Raw genomic sequence first — 23,301 nt, 5'->3', positions numbered from 1 at the left:
CTTTGAATGCACAGGTGTGTACCAGCACACCGATGTAAGACGAAACCCCAATAACGATCTAAACGTAAGCTGGCTTTGCATCATCCGATTAATGCTCAACATCTGCCGCTTGCTGAGCCGCAAGTCTGGGTCCTTGAATGACTAAACTGGCCAATAACCGGACTTGCTCAGCTAACTCTTCATGCCATTGTGGCCAAATACGCGCAATATAAACATTACTGCCTTCACCACGAGTCATATAGCCATCATGAAAAGTCTCCGCCATTTTTTTCAATGATTTTTCGCGATCATCGACCCACTTTCCACGGCTAAACCCCGCTTCAATACTGGCTAATGCGGTATTAGGAAAATACGCCAACGGTTCGGTCATGCCTTGATAAAATAAACGCACTAACTCCGTCAGTAATGCCTTGGCGTGATCGGCATCCGCGATGGGGGGATAAACCCAATGCTGCACGCCTTGTTTGCGATCGTAACCAATCACATGAGTCGGTTTATTGATTCCCATTGCGGCAAGAGCAAGATGATCGATCCACGCCGCGAGATAATGCTGAGCACGAATCGCACCACTGCGATAACGCATTAATCCAGCTTGATAATTCTTAGTCAGCCAGCCAGTCAGTTGAACCGATTTGCCCTCACCGAATAAATCAAAACGCAGATTGATCTCTTGATCATCAAGTGGTGAGTGACATAAGAAACCGATTTTCTCCGCTAGCGCTTGAGCTTGAGCACGATTGGTCTCAAATTCTAACTCGCCAAAGGCACCGATCGGTAATTTACCCTGCGCCCGCTGCTCAACCAATACACGTTCAATCGCATGATCAGAATTCGGCTGCTCAAGAAAAACATCAAGGAGTTGATCGCGTAATTGATAACTCTCTAGCCCATCCAAAGTAAAAGGCTCTGCATCTTCCATCACTGGCTGCGGTGCTTCAAAGGTGACTTTCAGTCGGCGATTAAAAAAGTATTGCACTGGCAAACGCCAAAAACGTTGTAGCTCTACAAGCTCTAAATTCAGAGGATATGTTGCCTCAATTAAGTAATCACTGAGCGCACGATTAAATTCACCACGGGATTGTCCCTGACGATTAGCCGCAGGTAGCCACTCTTTAGCGTAACTGCCGGGTTGGGTCAAAAATGCGTCTGGACTGAACGGGACCATGGCATGAGTTGTGGTTAACGCATCAACCAATCGTTCCGCCGACCGATCACTGCTCAACGATTGATCGCCCTGCAAGCAGTAATTTTGTTGGCAATACTCCATTAACTCTGCGACTAAAACTGAAGGGACACGTTCAGTATTGTCTTGAATCGAACGACCAACGTAACTGATGTACAACGTTTTTTGTGCCGAGAGCAACGCCTCTAAAAATAGGTAGCGATCATCATCTCTCCGCGAGCGATCCCCCGCTCGGGGACGTCCATTGATTAAATCAAAACCATCTTTCGGCATGGTTCGCGGATACACGCCATCGTTCATGCCCAATAAACACACCGTTTTAAAGGGGATCGATCGCATCGGCATTAAGGTACAAAAGTTCACTTGTCCTGCCAAAAAGCGCTGGCTGACTCGTGTACCTAATAATTTGTTGCGTAGATACTGGATGATGATACTCGGTGCCAGTGCTTGATCGTATTTAGCATCCGCCAGTTGTTGTTTTAATTGCGCTAAGGTATCGCGAATCGATTTCAGCGCCAGCTCACCTTGCAGATCAACCACAAAAAAGTCGTCCAGTAGAGCCCCTAACAGCGCTCGCCACTGTTCAATACTCTGAGTGTTGGCGAGCCGCTCACGGTAATCACTCACTCGCTGAATAAAATGCGCCAATTTGCCCGCCAGCTCCGCATTCAATCCTTGCACTTCATTGTAAGGCGCTAAAGCCAGTTCGCCTTGCTCAAATAAGCCCGCAGAGGGCGGCATGGCATAACCGAGTAACATCCGCTCAACGCCAAATTGCCAAGTATTTTGTTCGGTTGGCGGCAGTTCAAATTGATCTGCCGTGCGAGCATTTAGCCCCCAGCGAATCCCAGACGCTTCTACCCATAATTTTGCTTGCGCGAACTCTTGCTCATTAAGCGCAAACTTAGCCATCATCGCTGGCGTTTCGAGTAACTCCAGTAACTCTGAGGCTAAGCAACGTGATTCTGGCAAACTAACCAAATGCATAAATGCACTTAAGATAGGACTTTCTTGATCGGCTGTGCGATCTGAAATGGCATAAGGGATATAACGCTCACCAGGCGCATTGCCAAATACGGCGCTAATCGCTGGACTATAGGCATTGATATCCGCCACCATAACAATAATGTCACGCGGTTTTAAATCTGGATCAGCATCAAACATGGCCAGCAGTTGATCGTGCAAGACTTCCACTTCTCGCATTGGACTATGGCAGACATGAAGCGAGAGAGAAAAATCATCAACCTCGATGACCTGTTTGTGCAGGCTATTATCAAGTTGCTGATCATCTTGATGTTCTTCTAAATGCAAAATATCCGCTTGCAGATGATGCAGTAAACTATCCCGAGCAGGGGCCATAAACAGCTCCAGCTCTTCGCAATCCAATAGCGACAGCAAATAGAGATTATCACGGCCCAATTTGCCCATCGAGGCTAATAAACCATTGCCGACCGAAGCTTCGTTATGCTGCTCATCAACAAGATTCGCTTCAATGCCTCCTTTCAGTGGCGATCGCTGACTTTCAACGTGGATTGCATTGGCTTGTAACGCTAAAGTTTTACGCTGTCGACTGTCCAGCTTAGCGAGGGTTTTTCGATCGCGAATATCCCCCCAATAGTGCTGACAAGGGTTGGTAAACATTAGGTGGACATCTATCTGCTCACCTAATGCCTTTAGTGCATCAAGATAACGGGGAGGAAGAGAGGCGATACCAAAAATAAATAACCGCTTGGGTAGCAGACGGGTATCTAATGCCCCCTCTGCCAATTGCTCAATAAAGCTTTGATACAGATTGCCACGATGATAATGGGACTGACCTTGATAGACAGTGTCTTGATATAAGGCTTGCCACAATATTGGCTGCCAAGGATGCTCGTCATCGAGTTCTTTAACGACCTCCCCCGCTTCCCACTGAGCGATCCAATCTGGGCGATACACCAAATAACCATCAAAAATATCGGCAATTTTCTCTGCCAATTGGTATAGCTTAGAGTGATCGTCGTCTTGCTCAAGATAGCGTTGCAGGGCAGTGAATTGTGGATGAGTGAGTAGGTTTGGCAGCAGACGCATTAACTTCCACGTCATTGCTTCTTTATTAAATGCACTGCGCTGTGGTACCTCAGGCAAGACTTGGGTAAACATCTCCCAAATAAAACTGGCCGGTAATGGAAACTCAAGATTCGCAGCCACTCCCAGCTCTTTGGCTAACGCCATCTTTAGCCATTGCGACATGCCCGAGCTTTGTACCAAGATTTTTTCTTTGTCAAACGGGTGCGCTAACGGGTCGTTTTTGATCAACTGCACTAACAGCGTTTTGAGGATTTCAACGTTATTCGAATGATAAACGGTAAACACAATGCACTCACACTACTCTGCCCTTAATAAGGGTTGAGAGTAGCATAAGTGCCGTTAACTAGATAATTTTCCTCGGGTCTGTTAACCCTAATGCATGACGATTATCCCGCCTGACCAGCCAATGAACGAGCTGGAAAATAGAACATCAGATAACGCAGCGCTACGTATCCAACCACCACGGTCGCCACAATCAGTTCAAAGCTGGCAAGCGCATGTATCTGCTGTACATAGTGAGGATCGAGATTGACGCTTTCCATCCAATGGGCGGTTTTAAACAGCGCCGTGGCACCAATCACCATTGGAAAGGTAAACGCGGCATAACCTGGGCTAAAAGGTAAACGCAGTAATTGAGTGAACGCGAGGTAAATAATCGCCGTCATCAACACCGCAATACCAAACAGTAAAGCAATGATCACCGGGGAAGGCTCAGCGGTAACCGTTAAATAACCCGCCAAAGAGAGACTCGCTGGCGCTGCCAAGATCGCTAAGGTGGGTTTAGCCGCATCTGGCACTTGATGGGTAAACATAAAACGATAAATCATCATCGGTAGCATCACCGCGTAAGCCAACATACCAAAGATTAAGGTTGCATGAGCAATCGGAGCCAATAGCGGGTTACCAGAAAATGACACGTCAGCCACAATGATCCCCACGGGTGGCACGAACCAACTCGGCACCATATGATGCAGTTCAAACGCTTTAGCACGATGATAAACAAAGCTCACCAAGAAAATGACATGCAGCAACACCGCCAGTAACCACAGTCCATCACCGAAAAATGGTGAAAATTGGCCTACCGAATGAGACACCACCATACACGCCATGGCAAAAGTCGGCACGACGCTGCCCACCACTGGGTGCGCCAAATCTTGGCGGAGTAAATGATTATGCAAGAGAAACTTAAACGCTAAAACAATCAATAACACACTGGCTAGCGCAGCGCCAAGCCACTGACCGTAGCCTTGTAAATTGGCAAGGTTTTCCCAGCTCCAACCTAAACTGGCAATACCTAATGCCAATCCTGCCATGGGAGTGGGCGCTCCCATCACTTTTGTTTTTGCTGCTTGAATCATACTCACCTCAACACGGCTTATTATCGCAATACGCGCATGATACCCTTGCTTAATGTTTGAATATATCTGATTATTTATAACCCGCGTTCGATAAAACTAAACAACCTATGGCCAGCCCGATTTCGCTCAAACAACTCAATGTGTTTATGACCATCACCCAACACAAAACGCTAACCGAAGCCGCAGACGCTCTGTTTCTCTCTAAAGCAGCGGTGAGTTCAGCTTTAGCGGAATTGGAGAAACACTTAGGACATGCGCTGTTTGATCGAGTCAACAACCGGTTAATCCTTAATCAAGAAGGACAAAAACTATTGCCTTTGGCCGATGAATTGCTGGGACGCGCCAAAGATCTGCATCATCTGTTTGATCAGCAAAATACCCTCGCTGGGCAATTACGAATTGGAGCCAGTGATACGATTGGTAACCAGTTAGCGCCTTATTTAATTAGCGCCTTTCGCTCACAATACGATCATCATGCACAAAGCCTATTTATTTCTAATTCAGCACTGATTTGTCAAAAACTGGTCGATTATGAGTTAGACGTTGCTTTAATCGAGGGCAAAACCTTGCATCCTCAATTGATTTCGCGTCAATTTGGTCAAGATGAAATGTGTATTATCTGCGCCCCTGATCATCCGCTCGCCAAAAAATCAACGTTAACGCTCAGCGATTTTGAACAGAGCCAGTGGGTGCTAAGAGAGGCCGGTTCGGGGTCTCGAGAATTTTTTATGCGCGTCGTTGCGCCGCGCATTGAGCAATGGCAAGAGAGTTTTGAGCTCAATACCACCGAAGCATTGATTAACAGTGTCTCAGCTGGATTAGGCCTCGGTTGTTTGTCACAGCTGGCGGCCCACTGCGCGTTACAAGATGGGCGAATCAAGCAACTGACTGTCCCTCTCGATATGCAACGGCGTTTTTGGGTGTTGGTGCATAAAGAAAAGTACCAAAGTCCGCTGTTGAAAAGCTTTATCGCCTTTTGTCATCAATCCAATGCCTAGCCTCTCAGTTTGGTGGCTTCATCTAGACTTTATTGAATAAAAACTGTATAAAAAGCCAGTAATTATTTAGCACAACATAGAGGATGAACCATGGCCGTCATCGTTAAGTACGTGGTGGAGCGCAACGGAGAAGAGAAAATGACTTTTACCTCGAAAGCCGAAGCTGATGCTTATGACAAAATGCTCGATATGGCAGATGAGCTGTTCGAATTATTAGGTAAAAGCGCTCTGATTGAAGATGAAAGTAAACAAGAAGAGTTAGCGCTGTTCTTGGCACAGAACAAAGAAGACGTGCTGGTCGCGCTCGGTGCCAAGCGCAAGCCTACGCCACCGAAAAAACCGAAAGCGGTCGAGAGTGATGACTCTGTCGACGATGCTGCTTAACTGACTCTGACCGCTGCCTAGCAGCGGTTTTTTATCCTAGAAAGGATATCTATCGCTAAAAAGACAGACGATATCGTTCGATGGACGGATAACGTATTGCACCTTTCCTCTGAATAAAACTCTCTTTAAGATAACAATCATCTTACGGTCATTGACCACGAAATTGACACCACCAAAATGGAGAACTCATAATGGCGAATTTTGCCCTAGGCTTTGGTACGGCCACACTCAATCGTGACGGAAAAATCATTGAGGCATTTTTCCCTCATCCAGTTCTAAATCCCAGTGATGATTTAATCAAAGTATTGGCTGATATTTGCAATTATCAATCGGGGAATCAAGTAGTTGAGATCTTACCAGAGCAATGCAGTCAACTGGCTCATGCCTTTGCGACTCATGGTCAAGCGGACAATGCCGCTTTTGCCAGCAAAGCCGCGCTGTCTACTCAACCACTGATTTTGGTGGTGCTCGCTACCGATCAACAACCAAGCTCAATCGCTGAAGGCTTTTTAAAACTACAGCTTATCTCTCATCGTCTCGTGCAACCACACGGCACAGTACTGGATGGTATTTTTGGTCTATTGCATAACATTGCTTGGACCAATGAAGGCCCGATTGATTTACCAGAGCTTGCCGAGCGTCAAATCGAAGCTCGCCTTGCCGGACGTCAATTGAGCGTCGATTGTGTCGATAAGTTTCCGAAAATGGTTGATTACATTGTCCCAACGGGTGTACGTATTGCTGATACTGCTCGCGTTCGCCTTGGCGCACATGTTGGCGAAGGGACGACTGTCATGCATGAAGGTTTTATCAACTTTAATGCGGGTACCACAGGCATCAGCATGGTGGAAGGACGAATTTCCGCTGGGGTTGTTGTCGGCAATGGCTCTGATATTGGTGGTGGTGCGTCAATCATGGGCACCTTATCTGGCGGCGGCAAAGTGGTGGTTTCGATTGGGGAGAACTCACTACTTGGCGCCAACGCCGGTCTTGGTTTCCCACTTGGCGATCGCTGCACGGTAGAGTCAGGGTTGTATGTCACTGCTGGCACCAAAGTCCGCATGCTCGATAACCAAGGTCAAGAAGTTGAGATCATCAAAGCACGCGAGCTAGCAGGTGTCTCTGACCTGTTATTCCGCCGTAATTCGATCACTGGTCAAATCGAGTGTTTAGCCAATAAATCAGCGGTTGAGCTAAACAGTGAGTTGCATAGCAATAACTAAGTCTCATCCAATGAGTTCAACGGCTTAACCCGTTCGATTATCAAAACAAAGGCTAGCGTCAGCTAGCCTTTGTTATTGTACTATTGTTCGCTTATGAACCGAATTAACGGGCAACATTGGCTGGGCTAATCACCACACAAGCGGTTTGCTTTTGCTTACCAAAACCGATGATCTGAGACAGGGCTTTTTTACCAACCGGAACATACGCCGAAGCCATCGCATGCTGTTCAGATTCCGCATGAGGATCGTGGAAAAAGAAAAACTTTTCACTCATGCCACTTAAAATGATCCAGTGAGGTTCTTTTTTACCATCAAATCGATAGGTGCTAATCAACAATAGTACGCAAGCCCCTTGCGTCACCCACGCTTCAAGTTGATCCTGAGTGGGTGGAGCATCAATCATCGCCACATCTTGATGAGCCAGTTGCTCACAAAAATCCAGATGCACTAACTCAATCACCTGTTTTTTATTGAGGTCTCGGACACTATCAATGAAAGGGGTACTTTGTGATTGGCTCCATAACTCGACATGAAAACCTCGTTTCGCTGCTGCTAACGCTAGGCCTTGGCCACTACAGCCACCGTGCCCCGCCGCCATGAAAATCGTCGTCGCTTCTCGCCATAACTGAAGCTCTTGGGTGCGACTCAGTTCAAAAGAGGGTCGTAAACAAGAGAAACTCATCAATAAGCAAGCGGCACCACAGGTGAAGGGTGTGGTTTGTACATAAAGGGGCATCGGTAGCAAAATTTTAGGTCCATGAGGAGTCAAACGTTTTTGCATCCGACGACCATCACATAAATCGTCGTAATAGTGGATCAAACACTTCAAAGTGCGATAACCCATTTTTTCATATAATTTTATTGCTGTTATATTGTCTTCACGAACTTCTAGCCGTAATGTAGTGAAACCTTGATCAAGAGCAGCACGCTCGCATTGTTCAACTAACGTTTGAGCAATCCTCCGTCCTCTGAAATCAGGTTTTACGGCAATCGAATACAACCTTGAGAGCTGTGTACCTTGATGAAATAGTAGCAATGCATATCCAGCTAACTCCGTACCGGAATCGGCGACAAAAATCACCGAATGGCTAGAATGTAAAAAACGCTTCATTTGACGAGGAGAAATTTTATCTCCATCAAACAGCTGTTGTTCTAACGCATTAAGCGCAGCGAGATCAGTACTTTTCGCAAGACGAAAGTCCATACGACGTCCTTACAGGATGAAAAGAGTGGTTGGCAAGATTGTGACTCAATAATAGACCTATTGATTTAGGAAGAATATAGCGATGGCAAACCTTTTAATCGTGACCGATCAGGCCAGTGACTGGCAACAGTATTTCCCTTCAGAACAAGTCGTCAGCGTTGATCAATATTTAGATGCTGACTGGAAAGCTTCACAGCGCAGCGTACAGGTGGTGAACCTTTGTCGCGATTATGATTACATGAGTACGGGATATTACTGCTCTCTGTTAGCTGAAGCCCGTGGACATCGAGTGATCCCACGCGTGATGGCAATTAACGATATTAACCAGCCGTTTTTACTGTCCTCTGGACTCTTAAAACTTAACAAGCTGTGCAAAAATATCGACTCTATCCACTGTAAAATCTACTTTGGACGCACACCAGAAGCTGGTCTAGAAAAACTGGCTCAGCGCCTGTTCGAACAGTTTATGGTGCCAGTAATTGAACTGAAAATGACCAAAATTCAGGGACAATGGCAAATTCACAGTATTGCACCATTCCCTTTTCAAGATCTGCAAGACAGTGAACAAGATTTCTTCATTGAGTCATTAGAGCTGTTCTCAAGTAAAATCTGGCGCAGACCGAAACAAGAGAAGAAGTATCGCTACGATATCGCGATGTTGGTCGATGAAGAGGAGAAAATGCCGCCTTCCGATCCTTCTGCATTGAAGCGTTTTCGCCGCGCCGCCAATCGCTTAGGTATGAACTTAGAATTGATCTCCCCTGATGATTTGTCGCGTTTGGGCGAGTTTGATGGCCTATTCATTCGCGCCACCACTAATATTAGCAACTACACCTATCGCTTTGCGAAAACAGCGGAGAAAATGGGCCTGATCGTGATGGATGATTCAGAATCGATCATGAAATGTACCAATAAGGTATTTTTGACCGAGTTACTGCAACGTAATAAAGTTCCTGCGCCTAAGAGTGTTATCGTACAAGGATTTGATAACGATTGGAAAAGCTACTTGATGGGACAACTGGATTTCCCTATGGTGCTGAAAATCCCCGATGGCGCTTTTTCTCGTGGGGTAGTCAAGGTTCGTAATGAACAAGAGCTTGAAAAAGAAGCCAATGCGCTATTTAGCAAAAGTGCGCTGATCCTAGCTCAAGCTTTTATGCCGACTGATTTTGATTGGCGAATTGGCGTCATGAACCGCCAAGCGATTTATGCCTGTAAATACATGATGAGTCGTGGACACTGGCAAATTTATCAGCACCACAGCAGTGGCCGAGTCTCATCGGGTGGGTTTGAAACCTTCGATTTAAAGCAGGTGCCTAAATCGGTGGTGGATGTGGCGGTAAAAGCGGCAAACTTGATCGGTAGTGGTCTGTATGGCGTCGATCTTAAAGAGATCGATGGACAGGTTTATGTGATTGAAGTCAATGATAACCCGAGCATTGATCATCAAGTTGAAGATGCGATTCTCGGCGATCTGCTCTACGATCGTATCATGACAGAGTTCTTACGCCGTATTCAGATGCGTGGTTTTTAGTTTATTCTGATTCGATGAACACTTTTCCCCAAGTGATGTAGATAACTCATCACTTGGGTTTATTTTATCAAGGACAAGGATTCTCAATGGATTTTCTTCTCGATCATTGGTCTTTTGCCACAACTCCTACGATACAACTCTCTCTGCATCCCCAAAAAATTGAAGCGGACCACTGGTACCACTGCCAACGAGATAAAGCTGGGTTGCGTGAATGGCTAATCGATAATGCTATTCCTCTCTCTATCGTCGATAGTTTACTCGCCGAAGATACTCGACCTCTATTTGAACAGTACGACGAACAGCATTTTCTGCTGATTCTACGAGGGGTTAACCTGAATGATAATGCCGACCCTTCTGATATGCTCAGTGTGCGTATTCTTTATTATCATGGTGCTTTAATCAGCAGCCGTAAAATTTCTTCAAAAACCATCAACTTAATTAGCAATGCTCTACAACAAGGCAATGGACCGAAAAGTCTTGCTGATGTGTTGGTCACTATTATTGATGGCTTAAGCAAAAACATTGATGACTATCTTGATAGCGTCGAAGAGAAAATCACTAGATTCGAAAGTGAGACCGAATTAAGCGATCCCTTAATCCAAACCCATAAAGCACTGTTAAAAATCAAACGCTTTATTAAACCTCAGCAATACGCGCTTGAGGATTATCAAAACTCCAATCTATTGATGGCAAATCATAAGCAATTAAACTTACGACATAGCGTAAATACCATTACTCGGATTAATGAAACCTTAGATTTTTTCCTGAGTGAGTTGGATATTATTAAAGGGGAATTGCGTCAGTATCACGCTGAAAAAATGAATCAAAACACTTACTTATTTTCAGTCATTACGGCAATTTTTCTACCTGCGACATTCCTGACTGGCTTACTTGGGGTCAATGTCGGGGGTATACCAGGCACCGACTCTCCTATCGCTTTTGGGGTCTTTTGTGCTGGTCTGCTTGCTATTTTTGTGATGGAATTTTGGATATTGCGCCGTTTGCGTTTTTTAACCAATTAAATGGGGACTCACTATGTATATTTTCGGTTACGGAAGCTTAATGAACTCAGCTTCGCGTCAACTGACAGGCCAAACCGGACAAGCGATTCCAGCGATTGTTCATGGTTTAGTGCGTTATTGGGGAAAAGTGGATGATAGCTATCTGATTTCACCTTTAGTGGTTAACCCGGGACAAGGCCAAGTGAATGGCGTACTGCTCGAAATCGATGAGGCTGGATTGGCTGAATTTGATCGCCGAGAACGTGGATATCAACGTATCGCACTTTCTCATCAACACATAGACTGTCAGCATCCTCTTAAAACCGATCAAGCGATTTGGGTCTATGTCACCGAACAATATCAGCCCCCTTGTCCACGCAGTCCGATTGTCCAAACTTACGTTGATACCGTGCTCGCCGGGTGTTTGGAAGTTTCTGAGGCGTTTGCTCGCCATTTTGTCGAACATACCTTAGGCTGGCAAGCACCATGGGAAAATGATCGGTCCATGCCTAAATATGGCAACTTAGCCGGTGTCAACGCCACTGACCTTGAACACATCGATCAACTGATTGCTCAGGTTCGTTAAATATTCAATTCGCGCTTGGGACGATGAACAAAATGTGGGAAATATTCATACGCTTTTTTACGCTCGGTTGGATAAGTTTTGGCGGCCCAGCGGCGCATATTGGCTACTTTCGACACACGTTTGTTGAAAAATTGAAGTGGATGAGCGATCAACAATATGGACAGATCGTCGCTTTAAGTCAGTTTTTACCCGGCCCAGGTTCAAGTCAAGTTGGCTTCGCGATCGGCTATCAGAGAGGCGGATTACTGGGCGCTGGTTTAGCCTTTATTGGCTTTACTCTCCCTTCGATCATACTAATGGTATTACTCGCCACTTTCAGCCGCTATTGGCTTGATACATCACAATATGCACTACTGATCCATGGATTAAAACTGCTCGCTGTCGTGGTCGTTGCCGAGGCAACATGGGGGATGTATCAAAACTTTTGCCGAACAAAAACTACCGCCAGCTTAGGTCTGTTTAGTGCGGTCATTTTGTTGTGTTTTCCCGGTATCTTAGCGCAAATCTTGGTCATAATCCTTGCTGCCATCATCGGCATTAAGTGGCTAAAAAATCCTCATCCTACAACCACGTTGACCCCATTTCGTCCAACGTGGTGGCCTTTAGTTTTATTTGTAGCGATTTTATTTGGCCTACCATGGCTAGTCAGCTCCAGTGCGAGTTTAATGTTATTCGAACAATTTTTTCATGCTGGTAGCTTAGTATTTGGTGGCGGCCATGTCGTCATGCCTCTGTTGCAAAATTTGTTAGCCGATCAAATAAGCAGCGATACTTTCCTTACTGGTTATGCCGCCGCTCAAGCGGTACCGGGGCCAATGTTTACACTAGCAACGTATCTGGGTTACTACTTGCTACCCGCATCGCCGATCACCGGTGCCATCATCGCTACCATCGGCGTCTTTTTACCGGGATTTTTACTGCTTTTAGGCGTGCTCAAACACTGGCAAAATCTTGCTAATATTCCCTCCGTTTCAGGTGCTCTCACCGGAGTCAACGCATCTGTAGTCGGATTATTACTCGCTGCTCTTTATCAACCAGTGTTTATCAGTGCAGTATTCAACGCTTGGGACGTTGCTTTACTACTGATCGGTTTATGGTTACTTAAAATTATGAAGTGGCCCATTCTTGGTTTAGTCATGTTCTATTTGTTAACGGCACTTATTCGTGGCGTTTTGTAACAAAAAGAAGTGATTTTTTGCACATCAAACAAGGTGAATTCTAAGGGATCGCCTAGACTTACTAGAGACGATGATGACACCACCGCAAGGAGGGCGCATGAACACGCACCATGAAGGAGAAAAACCCAGCTTCTTTGCTAAAGTGGGCACACTCAACCAACAGTTAACCGATATCCATCAACGGATGCTAACGGTAGAGCCAAATATCGCTCGTATCTCCTTCGCTCTATTCGATGAAGAGAGCAACGAGTTAAAAACTTATGCTCATAGTGATAATCAAGGGAGTGAGCTACTCCATTACTCACTCTCGCTCGATAATCTGCCAAGTTTAAAAGCGTGTGCACAATCTGCTGAAGTTCGCTATCTCAATGATATTTCAGTCGAAGTTAATCATACCACTCCACATAGCCAATGGTTATTTGAACAAGGTTTTCAATCCTCAATGACCTTACCGGTTTACCATGATCAAACGTTCATTGGTTTTATTTTTTTAAATTCAAAACAAAAAAATACCTTTAGTCCAGAAAAATACGCACAACTCAAATCGTTTATCGATATTGTACGTTTTGTCGTCAGTTCAGAATACGATTTGGTTCAATCGCTGCTCAATGCAACCAAAGCCATTAACGCTAAATCACCTGAACACTGGTTAGATTCAAAAGAACATAAAGAACGAATTAGTCGTTATGCGCGTGTCATAGCTCTAGAAGTAGCATCGGTCTACCAATTGGATGATGAAGTAATAGAGAATATTAGCCAGTTTTCTAAATGCCATGATATTGGCAAACTGGCCATTCCGGCAGAATTACTGAATAAACCTTGCTCACTCGGTCAAGATGAAAGGCAGCAGCTCAATCAACACATCGAAAAAGGCATTGAGATCATCAACGATATTATTGATGACATTGGCTCACCAGAACATCCAAGTATCGCCGTACTCAAAGAGATTGTTGCCTACCACCATGAATTTCTTGATGGCAGTGGTTATCCTTATGGCTTAACCCAAGAAGCCATTCCTATCTCCGCTCGTATTATTGCTGTCGCAAATATTTTCGATGCACTAACGAGCCATCGCCCCTACAAACAAGCTTGGTCTGTTCCATTTGCCTTGTTGGAACTAGAAAAAATGGTCGTATCCGGTAAGCTAGATAAACACTGCGTTAACGCGCTGCGTTATCATCAAGATTATTTAAAGCGGGTTAGCGAGACTTATCCAGAACTCGATCCGAAAGATAGAGAACCCCCAGCTTCTTAATTTGAGTAATTTTTGTGAGGTATCACTCTGTTGTCATTAACAAATGTGAGTTAATTAACCTTCATCACTCCTATAGCCATGCTACTATTTACAAAATTTTAACATAAATAGAATAGCCATTGCCTCATACATGGAGTTAGAGAATGAATCCGTTAACAAATCTAAGTCAAACTAAGTGCGCTCTCCCCCCCCCTAATGAAATGATCTTAACTTGGGCGCAAACTCGCCCCAACGACGTTTACTTGAAACAAATTATTAATCGGCAGTTTGTTGAATACACCTTCGCTCAAGTCGCTGATCAAGCACTACGTCTCGTTTCAGCACTACGCGCCTTAGGGGCTGAACCTGGTGATAAAGTGGCGCTTATATCAAAAAACTGCGCCGAGTGGTTTATATGTGATTTAGCAATCATGCTCGGTGACTATGTCAGTGTGCCCATTTTCCCTACTGCCGGCGCTGACACCATTGAATATTGTGCGAGTCATAGTGAAAGTAAAATAATCATTGTCGGTAAATTAGACGACAGTAAAGCCACCGCCCAAGTTTTAGCTAAAATGCCAGAGCTGATCAGTATCGCTCTACCTTACGCTTCAGCACCAGCGTGCCACCATCAATATCTAGACTTAATTGCTCAGTATCCCCCAAGTGAAGAACGGCCTGAACATTATGATGATAAACTGATGTCGATTGTTTATACCTCAGGAACCTCAGGCGTACCAAAAGGTGCCATGCTAACCTACGGTGCTTTTGCTTGGGCAGTACAACAATTGATTGCTCAAATCGGTATTCAAAAAGATGATCGCCTGTTTTCTTATTTGCCTCTCGCACACATCACCGAACGTGTTTACATTCTTGGCACGTCAATTCAAGGTGGTGTTTTAACCGCTTTTCCTGAGTCACTTGATACGTTTATTGAAGATGTGAAAATGCATCGCCCAACGTTGTTTATCTCAGTACCAAGGCTATGGACTTTGTTCCAACAGCGTATTCAAGACAAGCTTCCGCAGAAAAAGCTGAATATTCTGCTCAAAATCCCTTTTATAAATAGCTTAATTAAACGCAAATTAGCGGATGGTTTAGGGTTAGATCAAGCACGAGTCCTTGGTTGTGGCTCAGCCCCAGTCTCTCCTGCCTTGTTAGAGTGGTACCACAGCCTTGGCTTAAATATTACTGAAGCATGGGGAATGACCGAATCATTTGCCTACAGTACGATCAATTACCCCTTCCGGGCCGATAAAATAGGAACGGTTGGCCATGCTGGACCAGGAGTTCGCTTAAAAATTACCGATGACGGTGAGATACTCGTTCATAGTAAAGGGGTATTTTCTGGGTACTACAAAAATGACATTGCTTCCAAAGACGCTTTTGATGCTCAAGGTTGGTTACACACTGGAGATTTAGGTTCAATTGACTCTGATGGTTATCTTACGATCCAAGGACGAATCAAAGATACGTTTAAAACAGCCAAGGGTAAGTTTGTTTCTCCCGTCCCCATTGAGAAAAAATTGTATGAATACAGCCGAGTAGAAATGCTGTGTTTAATTGGCTTAGGGCTGCCAGCGCCGATACTTTTGGTTGTACCGCATAATTTCTCTGATTTTGATCGAGAGCGTTATGAACGCACGACGAAACGCGTTATCGAAAAAATGAATACTAAACTCGAATCTCATGAGCAGATAAAAGGCGTATTGATGATCAAAGATCCGTGGAGCATCGATAATGGTATTCTTACGCCAACACTAAAGATAAAGCGTCATGTCTTAGAGCAAAAATATCATGACGTAGGCCAGAATTGGCCTAAAGACAAACTCGTCGTTTGGGAAGAATAATCACGATATTCTCCCTTTTAGGCCAGTGAAAAACGAGAATAAGAGATTCCAATCCCTCATCTTATCTCTGAAGACTTTGCCCCCAGCACCATTAGTTATGGTTGGGGGTATTTTAGTTCTTCACTTATTTCTTACCCTTTATAATATAAAAACCATAAACAAAACGCCCCGAACAGCATTCACTGTTCGGGGCGTTTTTAGCGCTTAAAGTGAAGAATTATTTCTTCTCTTTTTTCGCTTTAGCTTCAGCAATAACGGTTTCTGCTACGTTAGCTGGACATGGTGCATAGTGTGAGAACTCCATAGAGAACTGACCACGACCAGATGTCATTGTACGTAGAGAACCGATATAACCAAACATTTCAGATAGTGGGATATCCGCTTTAACACGAACACCAGTCACACCAGCTTCTTGGTCTTTGATCATACCACGACGACGGTTCAAGTCACCGATAACGTCACCAACGTGATCGTCTGGAGTGAACACGTCAACTTTCATGATTGGCTCAAGAAGTTGTGGGCCAGCTTTAGGCATTGATTGACGGAATGCACCTTTCGCTGCGATTTCAAATGCAATTGCAGATGAGTCAACGGCGTGGAAGCCACCATCAAACAGTTCAACTTCGACGTCTAAGGTTGGGAAACCAGCAAGAACACCTTCTTGCATCATACCTGCAAAACCTTTCTCAATCGCTGGCCAGAATTCCTTAGGAACGTTACCACCAACAACAGTTGAAGTGAATTTGAAGCCTGAGTTTGGCTCGCCTGGTTTGATACGGTAATCGATCTTACCAAACTGACCAGAACCACCAGACTGTTTCTTATGCGTGTAGCTATCTTCAACAGCTTTCGTGATTGTTTCACGGTAAGCAACTTGAGGAGCACCAACAATAAGATCGATACCGTGCGTACGCTTAAGGATATCTACTTTGATATCTAGGTGAAGTTCACCCATCCCTTTCAGGATAGTTTCGCCAGTCTCTTCGTCTGACTCAACTTGGAATGATGGATCTTCAGAAACCATTTTACCAAGTGCAACACCTAACTTCTCAGAACCACCTTTATCTTTAGGCGCAACCGCGATAGAGATAACTGGGATTGGGAAGATCATTGGCTCAAGAGTACATTCGTGTTTAGGATCACACAGGGTATGACCAGTTTTCACGTTCTTCATACCAACGATAGCAATGATGTCACCCGCTTGCGCAGAGTCGATTTCATTACGGTCATCAGCGTGCATTTCTACCATGCGGCCAATACGTTCAGTTTTACCTGTCGCACTGTTCAAAATGGTATCGCCTTTCTTCAGTTTACCTGAGTAAACACGAACGAAGGTTAATGCACCAAAACGGTCATCCATGATCTTAAACGCAAGAGCACGGAATGGTTCATCAACAGAAACTTTAGCGACTTCGCCAGTGGCTTCACCAGTATCTGGATCAGTTAGCTCTTGTTCATGAACTTCTGTTGGGTTTGGTAGGTAATCTACAACCGCATCAAGGATAAGTTGCATACCTTTGTTTTTGTATGCAGAACCACAGTAAGTTGGGAAGAAAGCAAGTTCACGAGTACCTTTACGGATACAACGTTTGATGTCTTCTAGAGAAGGCTCTTCACCTTCCATGTAAGCCATCATTAGCTCGTCGTCTTGTTCAACAGCCGCTTCAATCAACATTTCACGGTATTCTTCCGCTTGGTCAACTAAATCAGCTGGGATATCCGTTACTTCGTAGTTCTCTGGAAGACCTGAGTCATCCCAGATGTACGCTTTTTGGCTCAGTACGTCAACAACACCTGTGAACTCATCTTCACGACCGATTGGTAGTGTCATGACTAGTGGTGTAGCGCCAAGTACATTTTTGATTTGGCCAACAACGCGGAAGAAGTCTGCGCCCATGCGGTCAAGCTTGTTGACGAAAATCAGACGAGATACTTCTGAATCGTTCGCGTAACGCCAGTTGGTTTCTGATTGAGGTTCAACACCGCCTGAACCACAGAATACACCGATACCGCCGTCAAGAACTTTTAGAGAACGGTATACTTCAACTGTAAAGTCAACGTGCCCAGGAGTATCGATGATGTTAAAACGGTGGTCTTTCCAGAAACAGGTAGTCGCAGCAGACTGGATTGTGATACCACGTTCAGCTTCTTGATCCATGAAGTCCATGGTTGTAGTACCATCGTGGCTGTCGCCCATTTTATGGATTTTACCAGTCAGCTTAAGGATACGCTCCGTGGTAGTGGTTTTACCCGCATCAACGTGCGCGAAAATACCAATATTTCTGTATTTTGATAAATCTGCCATTGTCTTACTCTGTTAATAAGGTATAAAGTGCGCGCAGAGTATAGCATAATCTGTCAAGACTGATACCCCTGCGATCGCTTGCTGAAAAAAAATAGTCAAGGACTACCTGTTGCTGATGAAATATAGGTGATGCCCACACAAGACGCGAGCAAATATCGACAAAACTCTCCGTTTCATCACACCTAATCTTTCGAAAAACACATACGCATTGTTTATTTTGCTATCACAGCTCATCAAAAGCGGCAATCGCTTCGGAAAGTTTTCGCACGCCATGAATTTGCATACCAGAAATCCCGCCCTTGGGCATATTGGCCATTGGAACAATTGCGCGGCTAAATCCATGTTTGAGCGCCTCGTTAAGACGCTCTTGCCCACTCGGCACCGGACGAATTTCCCCAGCTAATCCCACTTCGCCAAAAACCACCACATCTTTAGGTAACGGCTTATCACGAAAGCTAGACAGTAGGGCCATTAACAGGGCGAGGTCTGCACTGGTTTCGGTAACTTTTACGCCGCCAACGACATTGACAAAGACATCTTGGTCGGCCATTTGCAAACCACCATGCTTATGCAATACAGCCAGTAACAAAGAGAGCCTATTTTGCTCTAAGCCAACCGCAACACGACGTGGATTGGCCAATTGAGAGTAATCGACCAATGCTTGAATTTCGACTAAAAGCGGACGGGTACCTTCCCAAACCACCATAACCGAACTGCCTGAGGTCGCTTCTTCACCACGCGACAGGAATATCGCCGAAGGGTTACTGACCTCTTTTAGTCCCTGTCCAGTCATTGCAAACACACCCAGTTCGTTCACCGCACCAAAACGGTTTTTATGACTACGAAGGGTACGAAAACGACTATCAGCGCCCCCATCAAGCAACACCGAACAGTCAATAATATGCTCAAGCACTTTAGGACCAGCAAGAGTACCGTCTTTGGTCACATGACCAACGATAAACACCGCAACATTATTTTGTTTGGCATAGCGAGTTAAGGCCGTCGCCGATTCGCGAACCTGAGCGACACTGCCCGGAGAGGATTGCACATCGGCGACGTGCATAACTTGAATCGAGTCGATAACCATTATTCTCGGTTGCTCTTGCTCGGCAATTTGGCAAATACGATCGACGTTAGTTTCGGAAAGCATTTTCAGGTGTTCTTTGGGTAACCCTAAACGAGCGGCACGCATCGCAACTTGCTGTAATGACTCTTCTCCAGTGACGTATAAAGTTGGCATCTGCGCAGAAAGCAAACACATGGTCTGCAGAAGTAACGTCGATTTACCAGCCCCAGGGCTGCCGCCAATCAGAATAGCAGCCCCTGGTACCACACCTCCGCCTAGTACTCGGTCAAACTCTTTAAAGCCACTGCTAAAACGAGGCACTTCTTGTAAGTTGATTTCGGCTAACGTTTGTACACTCGTTTGCGTAGCATTTCCCGCATAACCGGATAATCGTTCATGGCGAGCAACTTGAGGGGAAGCGGCTAAACGAACTTCAGAAATGGTGTTCCAAGCCCCACATGCATTACATTGACCTTGCCAGCGCGGAAAATCTGCCCCACACTCATTACATACATAGGCTCGTTTTGCTTTAACCATGAATCCTCAATACTTAATTAAAAATGGTAACTTAGCCGCTTGCGCTATCTTAACGAAACGGACAACTGTGCCTACATTTTACTTCGGTTATCGTTAAAGATTAACTGCATGATGCCGATATCATTCAAGAACCTAACTTTAACAGAAAAGTATGCAGCAATCTGACATTCTCTCTTTCACTGAAAAACTCATTCCGGTCTATCGCTCTCCGGACTTTGAGTTCATCCTCTCTCAGATCACGGATGGGCAGCCTGCCTCTGCTAAACTATTGATAAAAATGGAACTCAATCGACTGATGGCGCCGTGTAAAAAAACCATTGATTTACGCAGCCGAGTTGATACTGAGTGTCGAGAATATGAAATCGACGGTTTTAAACACTGGTTAGATGATATTGCATTAAATGATTACCAAAAAGGGGTAAAAAAGTTTTCTGGTTATACTGAAGGGGTTTGGGAAACGGTTTGCAAAGCGCGAATCAGCCAACGGGATAACACCAAAACCGATCAAGCCACTAATAAAGCATCCAAAAGCTTCCAAGCTGAGATCATTAAACTGGGCTATGATTTAAAACGCAAAGAAAATCGCCTCAGCCTAAATAGCCAAGTCTTGATCACTCTTAATAATCAAACCATTCATGCAGTAACACTGGATCTCTCTCCTTCAGGCGCAAAATTTAAAGTACCCGCGGCATTTAACTATAAATCTGGACAAACGTTTAAAGCACAATTTACTGAACTGGAAAAATCGCTCGATATTCCTGGCTTAAATCAACCGATTGAATACCGCATACTGGCTATTGATGATTCCTATGAAAACAATGCGGTGAAATACTTGCGGGCATTACGTATTACTGAGACGACATTAATCGATAACGTGATTGCCGAGTCACTAGCTAGTAATATTAAGAAAAACCGTCACGATAACCAAGATAAAATCATTCGCGCTCGCACCCGTGGCTATGAGCACGTCTATCTCAAACACACAGGCCATTTACCGCTGTTTTTTAGTGGCAACCAACTGAAATTGGTACTGCTGACGGAAAACAATCGTCCTATTTGGCAATACTGGCATGATGAACGAAATCAGCAGAGTTTGGGCAGCTTATTTAATGCTGAACGGATGGGGCTGCTCACACAACCGGGCGTGAAAAATTGCAGTAACGTACTGTACTCGTTTAAACATGAGTATCAGGATAAAACGTTGTTTTTCTCGATGTTCATGCCCGAAGCCTCAGCAGAGCAACGAAAACTGTTCTGGCATATTGGCGCAAAAAAAGACAGTTGGAAAGCGTTCCGTTTATCGGTTTTTGAATTGTCAGCCGAAGAGCGAGCCGAGCTAGCCAACCATTCCGAAGAATTATTAGAGCACTCCAGTCAGCTAACGCATTGTGGGATTTTACAAGAAATTGCCGATATCAGTTCAGCACAAGATTATCTACTGGTAGCAAAACCCCCTCTACCTGGCAGTGAGTTGAATCCTTTTCGTCATAGCCGCCAAGTGATCGGTCAACCGTTAGGAGTGTATTTTGATGCTTGCTCTCGACGTAAAGAACTTCGCTACCGCTTTCGAACGCCCTTACAGCTAAAAGATCAACAGCAAGTATTAGGGGAAGGATTGAGTGTTGATCTCTCTAAACGTGGATTAAATCTGATTCTTAATGCTCCAGTGGCACTCAAAGCTGGTGATAAACTGCAGGTGAATTTTACTGAACTACAACGCTACGATGAAAAGTTACCCTTGGATGCCCTACCTTATCAAGTGGTTCGGATTAGTCCTGAAGGGCGACGTTTACAATTAAAGATTGAAGAGACATCCGCAACCATCAAAAGCATTGCGTTTTTTAATTCTCTTATCGAGCATAATCAAGACAAATTGTTACCGCAAAAAGAGCAGTTACCGAGCCCCTCTCTCTTAGAGGGCTTGCATGATCTGTTGTTAGACAAAATGGTTTGTTCACCGATTTTCGTTGATAAACCTGGCGCGAATTTGCGACCACGAGTGATTGGCGTTAATTTTCCACTACCCGCTCACCTCATGTTATTGGCTAAACTCGGACAAGATGGTTGTTTTTCCCTTGAACCTATCTTTAAAAATCATACCAATACTCTACTCGCTTCGCCGATGAGACGGATTGATGGTGCCGAACCTCAGCATCATGAAATCTATATTGCAGTGGTCAAGTTTGCTGACCGTATTCAGTCGGTAGAATCTTGTTTGAAAAGTGAATTTAGTAGTATCAAAGAACGCATTCAATTTATTCGTAGAGCAAGAGAAACGGGCGAGTTTTATGCATTACGTATTTCTAGCTCGCCGGTATTTGAACCGATGACCACCTTACTGCGCGAAGATCTCAATCAATTACTATTAGTTAGCTTAAACGATGCCAAAGCCTTAGAAAAAGAACTCAGTGCGATTGTCGGTTATTGCGAATTAACCGATATCACGCAAGAGGTGATCACTCGACTGGAACTCACGGACTAAGTCAGAACCCCTGCTCTCTCAGCAAAGCGTGAGTGGGAATCCATCACTCATAGTAAAAATAGATTCCCACTCTGCACTTAAGGCTGACTTTTCCAACTGATCTTTTGCTGTCTAATCAGACCCGCCGAAAGAATACACAATACACCACCTAAGCTTGCAAAACGTACCGCCGTTTGTGCTTTCGCTTCTACTTTGGGTTTCGCATGATAGGCAATCCCGAGTCCGGCCACCTCCATCATCACTAAGTCATTCGCCCCATCTCCTACTGCAACGGTATTATGCAATTCAATCTCAAACTGCTGAGCAAGTTTTAAAACAATCTCTGCTTTAGTTTGCGCTCCTACAATCTCGCCCTTAACTTCGCCACTCAGTTGATTATTGATGATTTCTAATTGATTGGACTGCGCATAATCTAGCGATAACAACTGTTGCAGGTGATCCGAAAAATAGGTAAAGCCACCGGAGGCTATCGCGGTTTTCCAGCCCATCGTTTGTAGGGTGGTGAGTAACTCCGGCAATTCAGGCATCAAGGGTAAATCGTTGCGTACCTTTTCAAGGATTGCCGCATCTGCGCCTTTAAGCTTCGCGACTCGCTGACGTAAACTCTGCTCGAAATCCAGCTCACCTTGCATGGCTCGCTCCGTTACCTGAGCGACCTCATCACCCACCCCCGCTAATTTGGCAATTTCATCAATACACTCAATTTGAATCGCTGTGGAGTCCATATCCAAGACGATCAAGCCGGGTTTGGACAGATCAGGCACTTCATCGATTCGAGCATAATCCAAGTGTAATTGTTGTAGAATAGGTTCTAGCGCAGCGTCGAGCTCTCCCGCCATTAAAGCGACATCATAATTGCCGACTTTCCATGTATCGACTATCACTAATCCTTGACCACTCCATTGCTCAATATCCATAAAATGAGCAGGAGTCAGTGGCTGAGCAAAAATAATCCAATTAGCGTGGGCCTTATCAAGAGCGCTACTCTCTCGCGTTTCTGGGTAGCGATTCAGCAGCGTCGTATGTTTTCTAATTGAGAGGGGTTTTACAGCATCCATGTTTCGCTTCCTTAACTATGATTCCCTGACGTTACCCTATTGCAATTTAA

The 23,301-nt window shown here is 44.8% G+C and carries 16 protein-coding genes; 10 read left to right on the top strand and 6 right to left on the bottom strand.

The window, feature by feature from the left end; translation table 11 throughout:
* Positions 1 to 88: 88 nt before the first annotated feature.
* Together recC and FKN88_RS07360 are read right to left on the bottom strand one after the other, a co-directional pair.
* Positions 89 to 3,538: an exodeoxyribonuclease V subunit gamma gene (gene recC / locus FKN88_RS07365; RefSeq protein ID WP_306687382.1), complete on the bottom strand. Its 3,450-nt coding sequence runs from the start codon at positions 3,536 to 3,538 to the stop codon at positions 89 to 91.
* Positions 3,539 to 3,639: 101 nt separating this feature from the next.
* The gene (locus FKN88_RS07360) at positions 3,640 to 4,611 is read right to left on the bottom strand and encodes a TDT family transporter (protein WP_154169037.1); all 972 of its coding nucleotides are present in this window, start codon (positions 4,609 to 4,611) and stop codon (positions 3,640 to 3,642) included.
* Positions 4,612 to 4,718: 107 nt separating this feature from the next.
* On the opposite strand from FKN88_RS07360, the gene FKN88_RS07355 reads away from it, so the two are divergent.
* From FKN88_RS07355 to dapD, 3 genes are all read left to right on the top strand, one after another.
* A complete protein-coding gene (locus tag FKN88_RS07355) occupies positions 4,719 to 5,609 on the top strand; it encodes a LysR family transcriptional regulator (RefSeq protein ID WP_040904663.1) in 891 nt (296 codons plus the stop codon).
* Positions 5,610 to 5,699: 90 nt separating this feature from the next.
* A complete protein-coding gene (locus FKN88_RS07350) occupies positions 5,700 to 5,993 on the top strand; it encodes a YebG family protein (RefSeq protein ID WP_004395895.1) in 294 nt (97 codons plus the stop codon).
* Positions 5,994 to 6,184: 191 nt separating this feature from the next.
* Complete coding sequence (gene dapD / locus FKN88_RS07345) at positions 6,185 to 7,216, top strand: 2,3,4,5-tetrahydropyridine-2,6-dicarboxylate N-succinyltransferase (RefSeq protein WP_154169039.1); 1,032 nt, start codon at positions 6,185 to 6,187, stop codon at positions 7,214 to 7,216.
* Positions 7,217 to 7,319: 103 nt separating this feature from the next.
* Here the strand turns inward: dapD and FKN88_RS07340 are convergent, their stop codons facing one another.
* Positions 7,320 to 8,420, bottom strand: a complete 1,101-nt coding sequence (locus tag FKN88_RS07340; RefSeq protein ID WP_154169041.1) for a GNAT family N-acetyltransferase/peptidase C39 family protein — start codon at positions 8,418 to 8,420, stop codon at positions 7,320 to 7,322.
* A gap of 82 nt (positions 8,421 to 8,502) precedes the next feature.
* On the opposite strand from FKN88_RS07340, the gene FKN88_RS07335 reads away from it, so the two are divergent.
* From FKN88_RS07335 to FKN88_RS07310, 6 genes are all read left to right on the top strand, one after another.
* Positions 8,503 to 9,954 carry a RimK family protein gene (locus FKN88_RS07335; RefSeq protein WP_004395898.1) on the top strand — a complete coding sequence of 484 codons (1,452 nt, stop codon included), beginning with the start codon at positions 8,503 to 8,505 and terminating at the stop codon, positions 9,952 to 9,954.
* Positions 9,955 to 10,040: 86 nt separating this feature from the next.
* Positions 10,041 to 10,976, top strand: coding sequence for a zinc transporter ZntB (locus FKN88_RS07330; RefSeq protein WP_154169043.1), 936 nt, complete (start codon positions 10,041 to 10,043; stop codon positions 10,974 to 10,976).
* A 13-nt stretch (positions 10,977 to 10,989) separates the two neighbouring features.
* On the top strand, positions 10,990 to 11,541 hold the full coding sequence (locus FKN88_RS07325; RefSeq protein WP_154169045.1) for a gamma-glutamylcyclotransferase family protein: 552 nt from the start codon (positions 10,990 to 10,992) through the stop codon (positions 11,539 to 11,541).
* Between the two features lie 32 nt (positions 11,542 to 11,573).
* On the top strand, positions 11,574 to 12,719 hold the full coding sequence (chrA, locus tag FKN88_RS07320; RefSeq protein WP_154169047.1) for a chromate efflux transporter: 1,146 nt from the start codon (positions 11,574 to 11,576) through the stop codon (positions 12,717 to 12,719).
* 97 nt (positions 12,720 to 12,816) lie between these two features.
* Positions 12,817 to 13,974, top strand: a complete 1,158-nt coding sequence (locus tag FKN88_RS07315; RefSeq protein WP_154169049.1) for an HD domain-containing phosphohydrolase — start codon at positions 12,817 to 12,819, stop codon at positions 13,972 to 13,974.
* 143 nt (positions 13,975 to 14,117) lie between these two features.
* Complete coding sequence (locus FKN88_RS07310; protein WP_187003676.1) at positions 14,118 to 15,803, top strand: AMP-binding protein; 1,686 nt, start codon at positions 14,118 to 14,120, stop codon at positions 15,801 to 15,803.
* A gap of 217 nt (positions 15,804 to 16,020) precedes the next feature.
* Here the strand turns inward: FKN88_RS07310 and fusA are convergent, their stop codons facing one another.
* The gene (gene fusA / locus FKN88_RS07305) at positions 16,021 to 18,108 is read right to left on the bottom strand and encodes an elongation factor G (RefSeq protein ID WP_004395904.1); all 2,088 of its coding nucleotides are present in this window, start codon (positions 18,106 to 18,108) and stop codon (positions 16,021 to 16,023) included.
* 223 nt (positions 18,109 to 18,331) lie between these two features.
* Positions 18,332 to 19,711, bottom strand: a complete 1,380-nt coding sequence (gene radA / locus FKN88_RS07300) for a DNA repair protein RadA (RefSeq protein WP_004395905.1) — start codon at positions 19,709 to 19,711, stop codon at positions 18,332 to 18,334.
* Positions 19,712 to 19,862: 151 nt separating this feature from the next.
* Between radA and FKN88_RS07295 the strand changes: the two genes are divergently transcribed.
* Positions 19,863 to 22,193 (top strand): PilZ domain-containing protein, encoded by a 2,331-nt coding sequence (locus FKN88_RS07295; RefSeq protein ID WP_154169051.1) that lies wholly within the window; start codon positions 19,863 to 19,865, stop codon positions 22,191 to 22,193.
* Between the two features lie 77 nt (positions 22,194 to 22,270).
* On the opposite strand, the gene serB is transcribed toward FKN88_RS07295, so the two are convergent.
* Positions 22,271 to 23,251 carry a phosphoserine phosphatase gene (serB, locus tag FKN88_RS07290; RefSeq protein ID WP_154169053.1) on the bottom strand — a complete coding sequence of 327 codons (981 nt, stop codon included), beginning with the start codon at positions 23,249 to 23,251 and terminating at the stop codon, positions 22,271 to 22,273.
* Positions 23,252 to 23,301: the final 50 nt, after the last annotated feature.

This window comes from Vibrio sp. 2017_1457_13, from assembly GCF_030851525.1.
Classification (GTDB): Bacteria; Pseudomonadota; Gammaproteobacteria; order Enterobacterales; family Vibrionaceae; genus Vibrio; species Vibrio metschnikovii.
The sequence above is the reverse complement of the archived record's forward strand: the minus strand, read 5'-3'. Positions and strand labels throughout refer to the sequence as shown.

Excerpts from the sequence above, each read along its gene's own strand:
- FKN88_RS07360 (WP_154169037.1), bottom strand. The coding sequence starts at position 4,611 with ATGATTCAAGCAGCAAAAACAAAAGTGATGGGAGCGCCCACTCCCATG.
- FKN88_RS07355 (WP_040904663.1), top strand. The coding sequence starts at position 4,719 with ATGGCCAGCCCGATTTCGCTCAAACAACTCAATGTGTTTATGACCATC.
- FKN88_RS07350 (WP_004395895.1), top strand. The coding sequence starts at position 5,700 with ATGGCCGTCATCGTTAAGTACGTGGTGGAGCGCAACGGAGAAGAGAAA.
- dapD (WP_154169039.1), top strand. The coding sequence starts at position 6,185 with ATGGCGAATTTTGCCCTAGGCTTTGGTACGGCCACACTCAATCGTGAC.
- FKN88_RS07340 (WP_154169041.1), bottom strand. The coding sequence starts at position 8,420 with ATGGACTTTCGTCTTGCGAAAAGTACTGATCTCGCTGCGCTTAATGCG.
- FKN88_RS07335 (WP_004395898.1), top strand. The coding sequence starts at position 8,503 with ATGGCAAACCTTTTAATCGTGACCGATCAGGCCAGTGACTGGCAACAG.
- FKN88_RS07330 (WP_154169043.1), top strand. The coding sequence starts at position 10,041 with ATGGATTTTCTTCTCGATCATTGGTCTTTTGCCACAACTCCTACGATA.
- FKN88_RS07325 (WP_154169045.1), top strand. The coding sequence starts at position 10,990 with ATGTATATTTTCGGTTACGGAAGCTTAATGAACTCAGCTTCGCGTCAA.
- chrA (WP_154169047.1), top strand. The coding sequence starts at position 11,574 with ATGTGGGAAATATTCATACGCTTTTTTACGCTCGGTTGGATAAGTTTT.
- FKN88_RS07315 (WP_154169049.1), top strand. The coding sequence starts at position 12,817 with ATGAACACGCACCATGAAGGAGAAAAACCCAGCTTCTTTGCTAAAGTG.
- FKN88_RS07310 (WP_187003676.1), top strand. The coding sequence starts at position 14,118 with ATGAATCCGTTAACAAATCTAAGTCAAACTAAGTGCGCTCTCCCCCCC.
- fusA (WP_004395904.1), bottom strand. The coding sequence starts at position 18,108 with ATGGCAGATTTATCAAAATACAGAAATATTGGTATTTTCGCGCACGTT.
- radA (WP_004395905.1), bottom strand. The coding sequence starts at position 19,711 with ATGGTTAAAGCAAAACGAGCCTATGTATGTAATGAGTGTGGGGCAGAT.
- FKN88_RS07295 (WP_154169051.1), top strand. The coding sequence starts at position 19,863 with ATGCAGCAATCTGACATTCTCTCTTTCACTGAAAAACTCATTCCGGTC.
- serB (WP_154169053.1), bottom strand. The coding sequence starts at position 23,251 with ATGGATGCTGTAAAACCCCTCTCAATTAGAAAACATACGACGCTGCTG.